The organism is Methylicorpusculum sp. (genome assembly GCF_030651835.1).
Classification (GTDB): Bacteria; Pseudomonadota; Gammaproteobacteria; order Methylococcales; family Methylomonadaceae; genus Methylicorpusculum.
In genome coordinates, this window is the sequence record NZ_JAUSBX010000123.1 from 1 (window position 1) to 16,824 (window position 16,824).

Genomic DNA, 16,824 nt, shown 5'->3' on the forward strand with positions numbered 1-16,824 from the left:
CAGCGCGCAGGATGCAGCGGCCTCCGGGTGTCTTTTCTTTTGGATACTTTTCTTTGGACAAGCAAAGACAAAATCGGCGGGAACGATTTTGAACAGCTTTAGCTGGCCCGAAGGGCGAAACCCAGGGATGGGTTTCGTAGCTGTATCGCGGTTGTAGATCCGCTAACCGACTCCACTTAAGTGTCGCGATAGCGACACAAAGCCTTTTTTAGGTTTCAAATAAACCAAATCTTATAGTTAATCCGGAAAAAGGAATATGTTAACTATCTGATTTTCTATAGTGTTTTAATGCGTTTGCCCTGCCATTCCCCCCATCCAGACTATTTTCCGGAATAATAAACGATACCATCCATTACAGTGATAGGAATCGGTACCAAACGCTGTCTGACGCAAGGCCCAACAATACATTCGCCATCATCGGGTTTGAATAATGCGCCATGCACTGAACACATTAAATGCGTCAAATCTACATTAAAGAATTCATCCGGCTTCCAATTCAATTCAACGCCCCAATGCGGGCATGAATTCTTATAGGCTCTAAACCCTTGCGCTGTAACAACCAAAAATCCGGCTATAACGTCATCTTTAACGTTTAATGTAAACGATAAAGACGGACGGCCCTGTAACTCTGTCAATTCACAAATGGGATGATCAGACTTAGATTTCATAGTTGAAGCTACCGGAAAGCAGTTGCAGCCTACCGGTAATTTACTCTGTTGGATTTTGACTTAAAAGATATCCCACGGGTGATTATTTTACCGGCGCCAGTTCAAAAATAATCAGCTCGGCCGGGCCATTACCGACATTTTCAACCGACATGAGGCTGCCGGTTTCCCAAAACGTATCACCTGCCGAATAAACACCCACATGATCACCCTCAATTACTTTTAATTTACCTTTGACGACATAACGTGGACCAGGACCTTCATGCACATGATCAGGTGTTTTAAAAGCAGGAGGAAAAGTCACTTTAATGGTTTTGGCATTAACGTGATTAGAAGGCAATTCAACTTTATGTGCCGAGAGAACCTTTCTTTCAAACTGAGGCTTTTCCTTTGCCTCAGCAGGGCTTAATCCTAATATAAAAATGGCCGCCGAGAGACCAATCAAGCGGTTTGCAGAGTTAAAACGTTGTTGTTTATTCATGAAGATTTCTCCAAGTTAAAGCTGATTCATGTTGAGCCATCGCACCGGCATACAATGAGACGCGCGACTGGATGGATTGATTTCTATCATAATCGGTAAGATCAGAATAACTGAAATTACGTTCAATTTTAATCTTTTTACTTTCACGCTATTGAATGAACACCTATAAATCAAAGATGTAACAAAATTGCTGGGATACATTCAGCCGCTTGATGTTTCATCTGAAACAACAACGTTTCAGATGAAACACCAATAAATCAATGTCAATGGGCAGTAGCAACTTAAGCTCGAGTTTCTATTACTATTTTTAAAAAAATAGAAGGCGTAATATTGACAGATCTAAAAATAAAGTTGAAAAATGGCCTCTCAAAAAAAATTAGTAACTATTCAGTTGAGCAACAAAAAAGATGATGAACAGTGTTGCGGCAGGCGATAGCCTACCCAACTTTTCAAAGCCATAACGATAATTGTTTTGAAATAAATCGCAGCATTAAGTGAATGATGTTTCAATGAAACATCATTCACACGATTGATTTTATAGTCCTAGCTATCATTATAATATAATGTTTGAATTCAATAATTTACACAAATTAAGTCTTATGGCATTACTATTGCTAGATTATATAAAAGCAGTATAGCGCTTTGAAATTAGAAGAATAACTACAGGAGACACACCATGCTTTTTAAACAATTATTCGACCCTGAAACCTGGACTTACACTTATTTAATTGCTGATACCGAAGCCAAGGAAGCCGTGATCATAGACCCGGTCAACACCTGCATCGACGAATACCTCGCATTGCTGGATGAACATGGCTTAAAGTTGAAATATACGCTGGAAACGCATGTGCATGCCGACCACATCACTGCAAGCGGTTTACTCCGTCAAAAGCTCGGAACTGAAACCGCCGTCAGCCAATTATGCGGCGCGGAAACAGCCGATATTCAAATCCAGGATGGCGATGTCTTTGAATTCGGAAAAAATGAAAAAATCAAGGTCATTGCGACCCCTGGACATACCAAAGGCAGTATTTCATTTTTATGGCGTGACCGCGTGTTCACCGGCGATTCTTTATTCATAGGCGGATGCGGGCGCACCGATTTTCAAGGAGGAGACGCCGGTGCCCTGTATGACTGCATCACGCAACGTTTATTTACCTTACCCGACGACACGCTGGTGTATCCGGGCCATGATTATCAGGGACGCTGGGTCAGCAACATCATGCAGGAACGTACTACCAACCCTCGATTGGCCGGAAAATCGCGCGAGGAATTCATTGAGATCATGAATAATCTCAACTTACCCAAACCACGCCTTATTGATGAAGCGGTTCCCGCTAACCGGTATTGCGGATTGGAAGAAAATGAACGGCAAGACGCCATTTCACAAAGAGAAGCTACGCGTCCGGTCAGAAGTGAATCATCGACGCAGGATATGGTGGATTTCGCCAAACAGCAGATTACTGAAATCAATGTTGAAAAATCCAAACAGTTGATTGCCGAAGGTAATGTCGTCATTATAGACACGCGCGAAGAAAGCGAATATGCCGCCGGCCATCTGGATAATGCCTTACCGATACCGCGTGGCCTACTGGAATTTAAAATTGGAAACCAGCCTGATCTTGCTGATAAGTCTAAACCAGTTTTAGTCTATTGTCGCAGCGGAAACCGTTCGGCACTTGCCGCATTAACACTGCAAAACCTGGGCTATAAAAACGTATTATCCATGGCCGGAGGTTATGAAGCCTGGCAAAAATGCGCTTAGGATTTTAATCTCTGTCGCCGGCAATAAAAGCCGGACATACCCGATAGGCCCCAATTGGCCAAAGGCAATCCGGCTTACAAAACTATAAGGCTTGCAGAGATAAAGCCACGTCATAACTCACCACAAAAGTTTGGAGGAATTCATGTCAACTCAACACCATACCGTCTTGATCATAGGCGGAGGCGCAGCGGGCGTCTCTGTCGCAAACAACATGAGAAGGCAAAACAGTTCAATCGATATCGCTTTGATTGAGCCTTCCGAAATTCATTATTATCAACCGGGATTTACCATAATCGGCGGCGGCGCGTATACCATGGCCAAAACCTCGCGCAAAGAGGCCGATCTGATTCACCCTAGTGTTACTTGGATCAAAGACTATGCCGAAACGTTTCAACCGGATGCCAATACAGTCACTTTACGTTCCGGCACGTCACTCAGTTATGATTATCTGGTTGTCTGCCCCGGCCTTCAGCTGGATTGGCAAAAAATAGAAGGACTCAAGGAAACACTGAACCACAATGGCGTATGCAGTAACTATTCGGCTGAAACTGTAGAGTATACTTGGGAGTGCATCCGGAATCTGCAATCCGGCACGGCTTTATTTACCCAGCCCGTCATGCCCATCAAATGCGCCGGTGCCCCGCAAAAAATCATGTATCTGGCTTCCGATCGTTTTCGCAAAAAAGGCATCCTCGATAAAATATCTGTTGAGTTCTGCAATGCAGGACCGGCTATGTTCGGAATTCCATTTTTTGCAAAAGCTTTGGATAAAGTGGTTGCAGACTACGGCATTAAAACCCATTTTCAGCATAATCTAGTCGCTATTGACGGGCCTGCGAAAACCGCTTTCTTCGAAAAAACCGATGCAGACGGCAATAAGACACGTGTATCCAAGCAGTTTGACATGATCCATGTCACCCCCCCCCAAAGTGCCCCTGATTTTATTAAAAACAGTCCGCTGGCTAATCCGGCAGGATGGGTAGACCTTCATGAAAAAACACTGCAACACAATCGATACAGCAATATTTTCGGCCTGGGAGACGCGGGGTCGACACCTAACGCAAAAACTGCGGCTGCAATTCGTAAACAAGTTCCTGTTGTCGTTGACAACATACTGAATTTAATCAGCGGTAAAGCCTTATCCGATAAATATGACGGTTACGGTTCTTGCCCTTTAGCAACCTCGCTTAGTACGGTCATGCTCGCAGAATTTTCTTATAGCGGTAAAGTGACGCCTTCATTTCCCATTTTAGATCCAAGACAAAACCGCTTTATCTGGTGGTGGGGCAAAACGACCGGTTTTCCATGGATGTACTGGCACATGATGCTCAAAGGTTATCGCATTGATATTCCACATAAAGACACCTATGTGAAACAATTTTTAGACGATAATTAAAAGGACACTCAGCATGGTCCAGCCCGATCCACTCTGAATAAAAAGACTAAGATCCGGCTCATCTTCTGTTTTTTATTTTTAGCCAAAGATAGCTTACTCATGTAGGTGGAAATCTATTTGCTCAGTGCGGATAAGTCTCCACCTGCCCGGACAACTCCGCAATGAACAGCTTGATTCAACAGCATTACCGGTTAGCGAAGACGCTGAATACCTGCCACACCGGAATCCGCAGAAAATTCAAAAATGCCCTGAGTCCTCGGTCCTGATTTCAGTAACAGAAACTATTATAACTTTATTTCTATGTCATACCCTGAATCAACAGAACCGAGTTTTTACCGGTTCGTCCCTATACTGAGTTGGCTTAGAACGTATACCCGCAAAGACTTTGGGGATGACTTATTCGCGGGAATAATCACTGCGATTTTACTGGTACCTCAAGGCATAGCTTATGCGTTACTGGCCGGTTTGCCGCCGCAATTAGGGCTTTACGCCAGCATTCTGCCACCAATTTGTTATGCCATATTGGGAACCAGCCGGACGCTTTCTGTCGGTCCGGTTTCAATAGCGGCAATCATGATTGCCAGCGCTCTCAATTCACCCGAGATAAAACTTCTTGGAAACAGTGAAGAAAACGCGTTAGTTTTATCTGCCATGGTCGGGGTCATTTTGTTATTTATGTCCATCCTTCGCATGGGCAATCTGGTCAACTTTATTAGCCATCCGGTACTGACCGGCTTTACCAGCGGGGCTTCGATTTTGATCATATTCAGCCAATTGCCTCCGCTGTTAGGATTCAAACCGGTTGAATGCGGTATCGATAGACACTGTTTCAGTAACCTGTTTAATACGCCAAATACGATAACCATCGCCATTGGCTTGTCTGCGTTGGCCCTGCTCATTTCGTTTGGAAAACCATTGACCGTGTTGTTAAAAAAAATGCGGGTACCCACCCAAATAATCATTGCGATCAGTAAATGCGGACCGCTTTTAACCATCATGCTCACCACATTTATTGTGACTAAATGGCATTTACTAGACCAGCAGGTTGCCGTTGTTGGCGCGGTGCCATCTGGATTTCCATCATTAGGACTGGGCTTTCTGTCGGTTGAACACTGGCGCCCACTATTGCCTTACGCGGCTTTTATTGCGCTGATTGCCTATGTCGAAAGTGTGGCGATTGCCAAGGTGACGGCTAATCTGCGTAATGAAAAGATTTCTGCCAATCAGGAGTTGATCGCATTGGGTGCCGCCAATCTTGTTACCTCTCTTTCCGGAGGCATGGCCGTTGCCGGTGGCTTCAGCCGAACAATGGTGAATTATTCTGCCGGCGCCAAAACTCAAATGGCTACATTAATTGCAGCGGGTCTTTTGGGTTTAGCTGTTATTTATTTCAGTCCCTTGTTTCATAACATACCCAAAGCCGCTTTGGCCGCGATCATTCTGGTTGCCATTGTGCCCTTGGTAAAAATCAAGTCTATTATTCACACGTGGCGCTATGACAGAGGTGATGGTATTGCCGAACTGGTTACGCTGATTGGCGTGTTAACGCTGGGCATAGAGGAAGGTATCACTTTAGGCATTATTCTGACCGTGGTAAGCCATTTACGAAAAACCAGTCATCCGCATATCGCTATTGTGGGCCGCATTCCTGATACTGAACATTATCGGAATGTCAAACGGCACCAGGTTGAAACATGGAATCATCTGCTGCTGCTACGGGTAGATGAAAGCATCACATTCGCCAATGTTAATTTTATCGACGACTTCATTACCACTGAGTTACGTAAACAACCCGCTATCAAACAGATTGTGCTGATTTTCACTTCAGTCAACGATATTGATGCAACAGCGCTAGAAGCCCTGGAAAACCTGAATCATGTACTTCAAAATTCAAATATTACATTGAATCTTGCGGAGGCCAAAGGACCGGTCATTGACAAGCTTGAAAAAACCGATTTCTTTAAACAGCTTAAACCGGGAAAATTATTTTTTAGAACTGAAGATGCCGTAAAGGAACTGGCTTGAATTAACGCTGTTTGACTAAAGATGATCATAACGAACCTTAGCCTGTTTTTTAAACGCCTCGATCATTGATTCACAAACCTGTATAAATATTTGACTAAACGCAACGGCTAATAACTTATTAGCAAATTCAAAATCAAATTCCACAGAGACCAGACAGCCATCAGACTCCAAAGGATTAAAAGTCCAGAGTCCCGTCAAAGATTTAAAAGGACCGCTGACAAGTTGCATCCTTATCTGCTGCCCTTTTTCCATCCGATTAAGCGTTGTAAAAGAAAATCCGACACGGCCTTTTGCAATAGCAATGGTTGCAGTCAGTTTATTATCTGACTTTTCATGGACTTCAGATCGACTGCATAAAGGTATAAAACTGGCATAAGCGCTGACATCATTAACAAGGTCGTACATCTGATCAGGCGAATATTTCAGTGTGACTTGTCGGCTAAAACGTGTCATGACGCATTATTCAAAAAGCCGCTAAGCATTTGTTTAATTGATCAATTTCCATTTTCGCAAGCTTTTTCTCAGTAACATCGTATTGGACGCCTAAGAAGTAAATCAGCCGTCCTTCACCATCGAATAAAGGTTTGATCGATAAGCGGTTATAAAAAAGCTCGCCATTTTTACGAAAATTCTTCAGCGTAACTTCAATGGGTGTTCTATTTTTTACGGCCTCTTTAATTTGAGCAATTTCAGGTTGATCACGAAGATCGCCCTGAAGAAAGCGGCAGTTTTTACCGATAATTTCCTCTTTTGTATAGCCTGTGATTTTTTCAAATACCTGATTGGCAAATACAATTGGGTTATCCTCAATGTCAGGATCTGACAAAGTAACACCGTTGATACAGCCATCCAAAATCTGAGTCAAAATTTGAGGAATTATGCCGTCTTGTTTATCTACTTGAAATTGCATAAAACTTCCTCCGTTTTGTTGTTTTAAACACCCTGAAGAGATCATGACTTGTAAAGTCAACACCTACATTTAACCGGCTTCCAGAAGCGTTTTTAGATTTCTTACTGTTCTTTTGGCGCCATCTTGAACCGCGATCCCAATAAGTTTTTCAAATGGCAGCATAAACAACTCGAGCTTAAGTAGCTCAAATGTAAAAATCAGCTCAGTCGATGTCTGAAGGGCCAGTAAATCATAGCTGCATCGATAAGCATTAGAAACACCTTCAAATACGAGCTGTCGTTCCGGCTTAAAAACGGTGACCTTGAATGTTGATTCACTTCTTTGACCTTGATCTACACGGACTTGCCGAACGAAGCTGTTTAACTGTAATGGCGGATCACTTAACAGCTCACATTCACGCACCTCCGGTGACCACCGAGGATAATTCTCAAAAAAATCAATGCCGATAAACTTGAAAACATGGTCAATAGGTTTGTTGACAACAATGCTTGCTGTTCCGGTTGCGGCATGATTTGAACTTAATCCAAACATATGTACCTCGCCTTCAAGAAAGTAATATCAGTATGATCATCAAGGATCTGTTTCATTAATTGCATAAAATAAACATGTATTGAAGATTACCACACTATGTACAGTTGCAAATGGCAATAACCATTACGCTAACCAAAGGATTACAACCACCGATTATCTAATTATCTATCTGTAAAGCATCCCTTTTGTTTAATCCATAACGGGTTAATTCATCACCTGTTCGCTGGTCTAATCGCCCATCACTGATTAATTTCAATATTTTTTCGAAATAAGCATCTAATCCGATTCGATGATTGTCGTTTGGTTGCATCAATTTTTGATAACAGAATTTTCGCCAATAATCCATTTCTGAATGGCTCAGTGTTTCCGGGTAGTTTCTAGCTCTAAACCTGAACAGCATTTCCTTTAATCGGCTGTCTTTGAACGGGAAAGTTGTAGAGCCCAGATCTTGAGGCGGCAAGTCATGAATTCTCTGCATCAACTGTCTATCGCCAGGACTAAAGAACCCGCCGCTGTATATCATCAAATCAGGGTCAGTAAGAACGTTATCATCTGCATATTTTGAAAAAACCTGGCTTAACTTGCCGGCCAGGCCTTTATCCGTTGATAAACGTTCCGCATTTTTTAGGCAGACGCCAAGATCAATGGATAGCCGCGTTGCATCGCTGGGTCTTAGGGCTTTGATAGGGGCCAAAACAGGGCATTTATTTAAGTGAATGGTCTTAAGGGGGATTCGTGCAACACCGGCAGCAAGTTGATCATTTGCCACAAAAATACGCTGTTTTATTTCTTCAGGAGTAAGCGCCAACAACGGTTCGGGATCAATGGATAGATCATAAACCAGAACACCATTGGGATTTGCAGGGTGCTCACAGATGGGCAAAATAACCGCCGCACACTTTTTAGCTGCCGAATAGCGGCCTGAGATATGAATCAATGGCTCGTTGGAACCGAGATTGATCAAATTCGATACGGCCTTTTTGGATCGGTTATCAAAAAGAAACTGATACAATTTTGGCTGAGCCTGTCTGATCAGCTTTGCCAAGGCAATCGTGGCATAAACATCTGACAGCGCATCATGAGCGGCTTGATGTTGAATCCCGTTGGCTTGAGTCAAGACTTCCAATCGAAACACCGGAGAACCTGCGTCATCAAGCGGCCACTCAATTCCTTCCGGCCGCAGTGCGTAGCACGATCTAACCACATCAATCAAATCCCAGCGGGAATTACCATTCTGCCATTCGCGTTGATAAGGATCATACAAATTTCGGTAAAGCGTATTTCTGGTGACCTCATCATCAAACCGGATGCTGTTATAGCCTAATACACAGGTATTTGAAACAAGCAATTTTTCCAGTATCCGTGCTATGAATTCTGCTTCGCTTGCACCTTTTTCAAGAGCTAACTGGGGCGTTATCCCTGTAATTGCACAGGATTCAGGATCAGGAAGGTAGTCATCGGAAGGTTTACAGTAAATAACGAGCGGATCATCTATCGCATTAAAATCATAATCTGTTCTAACGCCCGCGAACTGAACTGGCCGATCCCATTGTGGATCTATACCAAAGGTTTCGTAGTCGTGCCAATATAAAGTAGGACCAGCCATTAACGCACTTGAATTATTTTATTGAAATCAAGGCTTTTAACACATCAGTTCTGCTGACAACACCCACTAATTCACCTTGTTTATAAACTGGAAAACTTCTTAATGGTGTTTCTCTAAATTTTTGGGCTAAATCCAAAATACTTGAATCTGCATCAACAGTAATCAGATCGCGCGTCATAAATTCACCCACTCTTCCTGATTGGCCCTGATTGTAGGCTGTTTCCAAAACCACTTTCATACAATCTTTTTCAGAAAACATCCCTACTAGCTTTCCTTGATCGTTTAATACTGGAGCACAGGTAATTTTATGGTCTAACAATTTACTTATTGCTTCAATCACATCTGTGTCTTCCTTGACTGTGAGCAAATGTTTGGCCATGTAATCGGATACAGTTATTTTTGCAAGCATAACAAACTCCTTCTATTTATAGTTCTATTTCTATTTCTATCAAAGACCTTCCGGTCATACGTTTAATACTTCTATTTAAAATAGCTCCACTTGTCTAGTCTTAAGCCATTGAACCAAATTTTCCTCTATCAACAAATACTCTTGATAACAAAGTCGGGCATAAAATGAATACCCAATTAAACTTCAATGTAACTGAAAACAACGATCAACTCTATTTTTATATTTTATGAATTTGAACTGTTTAATGCTGCTTCAGCATCAAGCTGTTTTCTTTTATCACACTTTTTGACACAGACGCAATCGCCTTTATTTGCGCCGCCACAAGAGCCTTTAATTGCTTTACGGCCAAATATTACGCCTATAGCCATTAGACCAATAACAATTAACATGAAGAAAAAAGTCACTAGAAAATAAGTCATTGTTTTGTCCTGTCAGGTATTTGAATAAAAGTTTTTGTAATTATTTGGTGTACATTGATAGCCGCGACCCAAGAGATAGTCTCTCGGAAGTTGAATTCTTAAGCTCATCTATCGTAACCTTCGCATCACCTTCGTTGTTACTAAACTGAATAGTTAAAAATCGTTTTGTTAAAGTGCATATATTGAATGCAAATAAAGTGTGATATTTGATTTGCACTTACTGCAATCATGAAAAAAGTAGCATTGAATCATTCAACCTAGTACGACATAAGACCTAAATGTATTTGTAATGATTCAATTTACCTTATATAAAAAATCTGAGTCAAAAAAAAGCGGAATCAGTTTTAAGGTTCTGATTCCGCTTTATCATTATTGATGCACTTAAAAAATCGTTGCCTGCTGAATCAGCTTTGCAAAGTATTGCTTTTTAGCCACCAAAGTCATCAAGCATGATGTTTTCAGGCTCAACACCGTTTTCCAATAACATGTTGATCACTGAAGAGTTCATGATAGGCGGTCCACACATGTAGTATTCACAATCTTCAGGCGCCGGATGTTTTTTGATAAAGTTTTCAAACAAGACATTGTGAATGAATCCTGTATAGCCATCCCAATTATCATCCGGCAACGGATCTGAAAGCGCAACATGCCATTCGAAATTATCGTTTTCTTTATCCAGCATGTCGAAATCTTCCACGTAGAACATTTCTCTTCGGCTACGCGCACCGTACCAGAAAGTCATTTTCCGTTTGGATTTCAGTCTCCGCAATTGATCGAAAATATGTGATCGCATTGGCGCCATACCGGCTCCACCACCGACAAAAACCATCTCCTTATCAGTGTCTTTTGCATAAAACTCACCATACGGACCTGAAATAATACATTTGTCTCCCGGCTTCAGATCAAAAATGTATGAAGACATGATGCCTGGCGGGATGGTATCGGGAGCACCAGGTGGTGGTGTCGCAATACGCACGTTAAGCATGATTTCTCTCTCTTCAGGATAACTGGCCATTGAATAGGCCCGCAGCGCCGGTTCTTTTACGTTAGAAACATAACGCCACAGATTGTATTTATCCCAATCCTCACGGTATTGATCCTGAACATCAAAATTTTTGTATTCAGCGATGTGAGGAGGGCATTCAATTTGAATATAGCCGCCCGCTTTGTAATTGATAGCTTCACCTTCAGGCAATTCCAAAACCAGCTCTTTAATGAATGTTGCAACGTTATTATTGGATTTAACGGTACATTCCCATTTTTTTACACCGAATACACTATCTTCCACTTCAATTTTCATGTTGTGTTTGACAGTAACCTGGCAGGCTAATCTTTCGCCTTCGGCAGCTTCTCTTTTAGTTATATGAGAGCGTTCGGTAGGAAGAATTTCTCCGCCGCCTTCAAATATCTTTACTTTACACTGAGCACAGGTGCCACCTCCGCCACAAGCGGACGACACAAATAATTTATTCTCTGCCAAGGCACTCAGTAATTTTGAACCAATGGGTACGTGAATTTTTTTCTCATCATTAATGAGAATTTCAACATCCCCTTCGGCTACCAGCTTACTTTTTGCGCCAAGGATAACAAATACCAGCGCTATCACGATTCCCGTGAAAATAATAATCCCTAATGCAATTTCCAGCATTACGATACCTTCTTAAAGTTGGATTCCAGAAAAAGCCATGAAGCCGAGTGACATCAGACCCGCAGTGATAAAGGTGATACCCAGACCTTGCAGCCCTTTTGGTATATCGCTGTATTTGAGTTTTTCACGGGTACCCGCCATCACCGTAATAGCAAGCGCCCAACCAAAACCGCTACCTATACCGTAAGTAACACTTTCTCCAAAGTTATAGTCACGTTCAATCATGAATAAACTGCCTGCCAAAATAGCGCAATTTACCGTGATCAAAGGCAAGAAAATGCCCAGCGCATGATAGAGAGCCGGAAAAAATTTATCTAAAATCATTTCCAGAATCTGTACCAAGGCCGCAATCATTCCGATACAGCTTAATAGCGCTAAAAAGCTCAAATCAACGCCGGTAATGCCTAACCATGACAACGCATCTTCTTTCAAGAGGCTGTGATAGACAAAGTTATTAGCAGGCACAGTGATGGTCTGAACGATCATTACGGCTGTACCTAAGCCGATAGCCGTGGACACTTTTTTGGATACTGCGATAAAAGTACACATACCCAAGAAAAACGACAATGCCAGATTTTCTATGAATACGGCTTTAATAAATAAGCTGATATAAGCTTCCATCAGTGATGTCCTCCCTCACCGTGCGCAATAGACAGTATTGCAAAATCCGGCTTTTCAGATTGTGCGGGTTTGTACTGACGAATTGCCCAGATAATAAGACCGATGATAAAAAAAGCGCTAGGCGGTAATAACATCAGACCATTTGGGTCATACCAGCCACCATCTTTAGTCAACTTCAATATTTCAATCCCGAGTAATTTCCCTGATCCCAATAATTCTCTGAAAAAGGCGACAATTATCAAAATCAGACTGTAGCCAAGACCATTGCCTATACCGTCAAAGAAACTCTCCAATGGCGGATTTTTCATCGCATAAGCTTCAGCTCTACCCATTACAATACAGTTGGTGATAATCAAGCCAACAAATACTGACAATTGTTTACTCACATCGTAAGCAAATGCTTTCAGGATTTGGTCGACGACGATAACCAATGAAGCAATAATCGTCATTTGCACAATGATTCGAATACTACCGGGAATATGGTTACGGATCGCACTTATAGCTGCACTTGAACAGGCTGTGACCGATGTTAAAGCAACAGCCATAATCAATGACGTTGACATCTGAGAGGTAACCGCCAGCGCTGAACAAATGCCAAGTACTTGAAGCGTAATTGGATTATCGTTGATCAGCGGACTGGTTAATACTTTCTTTGTTTCAGTTGTTAATATAGCACTCATAATATTCGCCCTACCCTTTAGCTTTTACTTTATCAAGGTACAACGCGAAGCCTTCTTTGCTCATCCAATATTTGATGAGATTTGAAACGCCTCTACTCGTTAATGTAGCACCTGCCAATCCGTCCACCTGATATTCTGATCCAGGCTTAGCGTTATCAACTACACCGTTAACCAACGCCAAGGCTGGTTCATTGGCTTCGTTATAGACTTTCTTTCCTTTCCATAAGGCGCGCCAGTTAGGGTTGACTACCTCCCCGCCTAATCCCGGTGTTTCAGCCTGATCGTAAAAATTGATACTTTGCACTGTCTGACCGTCTGCTTCCAAAGCAAGAAAACCATAAAGGGTTGACCACAAACCATAACCATTGATAGGTAAGATAATTGACTGAATATCGTCACCTTTCTTTACCAGATAGACTTTGGCAACTTTGGCTTTAAAGCGAATGCTTGCAATATCATCCTTAGTCGGTATCGCAACACTCAACGCAGGATCCTTTGCCGCTTTACGCTGATCGTAGTTAACTACGTCCATGTTTTCGACATAATCGCCCGTTTCCAGATCAACCAGCTTTGCTTCGATCTGTTCGTCAAACGCCTGATTAATATCAACACCTTCTTGTAACAAGCCTGCTACATCCAGAATGTTTTTCTTCATATCCAGCATTTTATTATCTATTTGCAACGGTCTTAATGCGACAGTTGCCAAAGACACTAAAATAGCGCAGACAAAACAGACTGATAAAGCAACAGCCAGCGTTTTTTCAAGACTATCATTATTTAGAGCCAGCACTTTGTCGGCATAAACTCTAAATCGTTCGTACTGAGTTATTTTGTTTTCGTTAGGCATGGCGCTTTACCCTTCTTCTGATGTTTGCCTGAATGACGAAGTAATCAATGAGTGGTGCAAACATGTTGGAAAATAGAATTGCTAACATGATTCCTTCAGGAAAAGCAGGATTAACAACTCTAATCAAAACAGTCATCACTCCAATTAAACCGCCAAACAGCCATCGACCGGTATCCGTCATAGCTGCACTGACTGGGTCTGTAGCCATATAAACCATACCAAAAGCAAAACCACCCACAACCAAATGCCAATACCACGGCATAGCAAACATAGGATTGGTTTCACTGCCTATAAAGTTAAATACTGACGACATTAGAACCATACCAATAAAGACACCGGCCATGATGCGGTAGGAAGCCACACGGGTGTACAGTAAAAATGCTGCACCTATAAAGATGGCTACAGTAGAGGTTTCACCTAAACAACCAGGAATAAATCCGAAGAATGATTGAAACCATCCGAAACCGGCCTCATGAACCGCATCGAGACCTCCTGTTGCAGCCAAACCCAATGGCGTTGCTTTGGTAAAACCATCGACGGCCACCCAAACGGAATCGCCTGAAATAGAAGCCGGGTAAGCGAAGTAAAGAAATGCGCGTCCAGTCAGAGCAGGATTCAGGAAATTTTTTCCTGTTCCGCCAAACACTTCCTTGCCTATCACGATACCGAACGAAATACCCAGTGCCACCTGCCATAATGGCATGTCAGGCGGCATGATCAGGGTATAAAGCATGGATGAGACCAAAAAGCCTTCGTTGACCTCATGTCCGCGTACCGTAGCAAATAATACTTCCCAAACACCACCCACTGCCAAAGTCACGATGTAAATAGGTAGAAAATACAAAGCCCCGTGGACAAAACAGGATATCGGGTTCATTGGGCTGTATCCGAAAATCATCATCGGAATACTGCGCCAATTGTCGACTTTCTCCAACCCCATGGCTTCGATTGCCAAATTCGCCTGATAGCCGGTATTGTAAAAGGCCATCATGATGCAGAAAAAAGTCGCAATCACTACGAAAGTCATGGTTCTTTTCAGATCAATACCATCACGTACATGAGTTGTGCCGCGTGTTACATCAGCCGGTGTGTAGATAAAAGTATCGACCATCTCGTAGAGGCCATAATACTTTTCTAACTTTCCGCCTTTTGTAAAATGCGGCTCTATGCTATCTAATAAATCTCTAGCCGACATTAATTACCCTTCCTTCTCGATTTTGGTTAAATTTTCTCTTAACACAGGACCGAAGTCGTGTTTGCCCGGATCTGCAAATGTTATGAGGGAAAGATCTTCTTCATTAAGCTCCAAACAGCCTAACAATTGAGCTTGATCGGAATCACCCACCACTAATGATTTCAGTAACGGTGTAGGCAAAATATCCAGCGGCATCAAGGATTCATAAACCCCGACAGGAACAATCGCCCGATTACTGCCGTTTTTATCAGTCGTCAAAGGGAATTTACGACCCAGTTTGCGATCTTTGCTGGACGTATAAACATTCAAAGCAGAATATTTATCTTTGCCGGGAACGATCCAGCCAAACAACTCTCGCTGACGCCCTTCTTTCAAAGCTGAAACCTGATTACTGTAGAAACCTAAATAATCAGACCAGTCTGCGCCTTTGTGACCGAACAAAACTGAGCCAGATATCACCCGGTTTTCAAGATCTTCCAATTCACCGGCAACCAATTCACTGAGATTCGCTCCGACTCTTGTTTTAAGCAGTCTCGGTCTTTTTACGGTAGGTCCCGCCAAAGACACGACTCGTTCAACATTTAAATGTCCGGTAGTAAACAACGCACCGATAGCCATTACCGCTTGATAATCCAAATACCAAACAAATTTTTCTATATTGACCGGGTCAATCAAATGGATATGGGTACCCGGAAGACCGGCCGGATGCGGGCCTGAAAACTCAGCAACCTGCACCGATCCAGACACCGGAATATCAGCACCTTTTGCTTTACAAACAAAAGTCTTACCTTCTGTTAATCTAGAGATGATCTTTAAGCCATTCGTGAAATCATTGACTCTTGGCTTGATGACTATTGATGGGTCCGCCGCTAATGGACGGGTATCAATCGCAGTGACAAAAATTGAATGCGGCGTACTGTCAATCAATGGAATTTTGTCATAGGGACGAGCGCGCAAAGAAGCCCACAATCCGGAAAGAACCAGGTTTTCTTTAACTTGATCCGCAGTAAGACTGTCTAACTCACTTTCCGGATACTTCTTGAAGGTTACTTCTTCGTTACCTTTAAGCTCTATAACGACCGACTGCAAAACTCTTTTGGCGCCGCGATTAACTGCCTTGATCACGCCTGCACCCGGAGCAGTGTAATTAACACCGGGATTTTTTTTGTCCGTGAAGATGATTTGACCTAATTTAACCTGATCGCCCTCACTCACCATCATGGTAGGTTTCATCCCCACAAAATCGGCACCCAGAACCGCAACGGCACTGACCTGATTACCATCCTCAATTTTCTGTTCAGGCCCCCCGGTAATAGGAAGATCCAAACCTTTTTTAATAGTAAATTGCATAGTGAATAAGCCTACTCTCCAAACAGGTTGCGGCATAAAATCCTCAATGTTTATAAAAATAAAACACGAGGCACAATAAGAAGAAATACAGGGCATTAGATCATAATCCGATCAATTCCTCAATATCGGTCAGTCATCGATCCAAACATTTCCTTTAAAAAACAACCGTTTCCCATTAAGAAACAAACTGTCAATCAAATTTTACATATTTTATGTTTTTACTGAGGCATCCACCCTCATCGTCAAAGCTTAGTGCATAAAAGCTTACGCACAGAA

Annotated in this window: 17 protein-coding genes; 3 read left to right on the top strand and 14 right to left on the bottom strand. The window is 42.4% G+C overall.

All coding sequences use genetic code 11. The annotated features are described in order from the left end of the window. Positions 1-320 precede the first annotated feature (320 nt). The gene (locus tag Q7V32_RS15760) at positions 321-668 is read right to left on the bottom strand and encodes a Rieske 2Fe-2S domain-containing protein (protein ID WP_304897933.1); all 348 of its coding nucleotides are present in this window, start codon (positions 666-668) and stop codon (positions 321-323) included. An 82-nt stretch (positions 669-750) separates the two neighbouring features. Next, positions 751-1,146: a cupin domain-containing protein gene (locus Q7V32_RS15765; protein ID WP_304897934.1), complete on the bottom strand. Its 396-nt coding sequence runs from the start codon at positions 1,144-1,146 to the stop codon at positions 751-753. Positions 1,147-1,822: 676 nt separating this feature from the next. On the opposite strand from Q7V32_RS15765, the gene Q7V32_RS15770 reads away from it, so the two are divergent. The 3 genes from Q7V32_RS15770 (at position 1,823) to Q7V32_RS15780 (ending at position 6,332) form a co-directional block, all read left to right on the top strand. Then, on the top strand, positions 1,823-2,911 hold the full coding sequence (locus Q7V32_RS15770; protein ID WP_304897935.1) for a rhodanese-like domain-containing protein: 1,089 nt from the start codon (positions 1,823-1,825) through the stop codon (positions 2,909-2,911). Positions 2,912-3,053: 142 nt separating this feature from the next. Then, positions 3,054-4,307 (top strand): FAD/NAD(P)-binding oxidoreductase, encoded by a 1,254-nt coding sequence (locus tag Q7V32_RS15775; RefSeq protein WP_304897936.1) that lies wholly within the window; start codon positions 3,054-3,056, stop codon positions 4,305-4,307. A gap of 300 nt (positions 4,308-4,607) precedes the next feature. Then, positions 4,608-6,332: a SulP family inorganic anion transporter gene (locus Q7V32_RS15780; RefSeq protein ID WP_304897937.1), complete on the top strand. Its 1,725-nt coding sequence runs from the start codon at positions 4,608-4,610 to the stop codon at positions 6,330-6,332. Positions 6,333-6,347: 15 nt separating this feature from the next. Here the strand turns inward: Q7V32_RS15780 and Q7V32_RS15785 are convergent, their stop codons facing one another. From Q7V32_RS15785 to Q7V32_RS15840, 12 genes are all read right to left on the bottom strand, one after another. Next, on the bottom strand, positions 6,348-6,785 hold the full coding sequence (locus tag Q7V32_RS15785) for a type II toxin-antitoxin system RatA family toxin (protein WP_304897938.1): 438 nt from the start codon (positions 6,783-6,785) through the stop codon (positions 6,348-6,350). A gap of 10 nt (positions 6,786-6,795) precedes the next feature. Then, positions 6,796-7,305: a PAS domain-containing protein gene (locus tag Q7V32_RS15790; protein WP_304897939.1), complete on the bottom strand. Its 510-nt coding sequence runs from the start codon at positions 7,303-7,305 to the stop codon at positions 6,796-6,798. Between the two features lie 6 nt (positions 7,306-7,311). Then, a complete protein-coding gene (locus Q7V32_RS15795; protein WP_304897940.1) occupies positions 7,312-7,773 on the bottom strand; it encodes an SRPBCC family protein in 462 nt (153 codons plus the stop codon). 157 nt (positions 7,774-7,930) lie between these two features. Then, on the bottom strand, positions 7,931-9,379 hold the full coding sequence (gene sbcB, locus Q7V32_RS15800; protein WP_304897941.1) for an exodeoxyribonuclease I: 1,449 nt from the start codon (positions 9,377-9,379) through the stop codon (positions 7,931-7,933). Between the two features lie 13 nt (positions 9,380-9,392). Beyond that, positions 9,393-9,788 carry a CBS domain-containing protein gene (locus Q7V32_RS15805; RefSeq protein WP_304897942.1) on the bottom strand — a complete coding sequence of 132 codons (396 nt, stop codon included), beginning with the start codon at positions 9,786-9,788 and terminating at the stop codon, positions 9,393-9,395. Positions 9,789-10,012: 224 nt separating this feature from the next. Next, the gene (nqrM, locus tag Q7V32_RS15810) at positions 10,013-10,207 is read right to left on the bottom strand and encodes a (Na+)-NQR maturation NqrM (RefSeq protein WP_304897943.1); all 195 of its coding nucleotides are present in this window, start codon (positions 10,205-10,207) and stop codon (positions 10,013-10,015) included. Between the two features lie 427 nt (positions 10,208-10,634). Next, positions 10,635-11,855, bottom strand: coding sequence for an NADH:ubiquinone reductase (Na(+)-transporting) subunit F (nqrF, locus tag Q7V32_RS15815; protein WP_304897944.1), 1,221 nt, complete (start codon positions 11,853-11,855; stop codon positions 10,635-10,637). Between the two features lie 12 nt (positions 11,856-11,867). After that, positions 11,868-12,476, bottom strand: a complete 609-nt coding sequence (gene nqrE / locus Q7V32_RS15820) for an NADH:ubiquinone reductase (Na(+)-transporting) subunit E (protein ID WP_304897945.1) — start codon at positions 12,474-12,476, stop codon at positions 11,868-11,870. After that, positions 12,476-13,156 (bottom strand): NADH:ubiquinone reductase (Na(+)-transporting) subunit D, encoded by a 681-nt coding sequence (locus Q7V32_RS15825; RefSeq protein WP_304897946.1) that lies wholly within the window; start codon positions 13,154-13,156, stop codon positions 12,476-12,478. The genes nqrE and Q7V32_RS15825 overlap by 1 nt, the downstream gene beginning before the upstream one ends. A gap of 10 nt (positions 13,157-13,166) precedes the next feature. Beyond that, on the bottom strand, positions 13,167-14,003 hold the full coding sequence (locus Q7V32_RS15830) for a Na(+)-translocating NADH-quinone reductase subunit C (protein WP_304897947.1): 837 nt from the start codon (positions 14,001-14,003) through the stop codon (positions 13,167-13,169). Continuing rightward, positions 13,996-15,198: an NADH:ubiquinone reductase (Na(+)-transporting) subunit B gene (locus tag Q7V32_RS15835; protein ID WP_304897948.1), complete on the bottom strand. Its 1,203-nt coding sequence runs from the start codon at positions 15,196-15,198 to the stop codon at positions 13,996-13,998. Before Q7V32_RS15835 ends, Q7V32_RS15830 begins: the two co-directional genes overlap by 8 nt. Before the next feature lie 3 nt (positions 15,199-15,201). After that, the gene (locus Q7V32_RS15840) at positions 15,202-16,548 is read right to left on the bottom strand and encodes a Na(+)-translocating NADH-quinone reductase subunit A (RefSeq protein ID WP_304897949.1); all 1,347 of its coding nucleotides are present in this window, start codon (positions 16,546-16,548) and stop codon (positions 15,202-15,204) included. Positions 16,549-16,824: the final 276 nt, after the last annotated feature.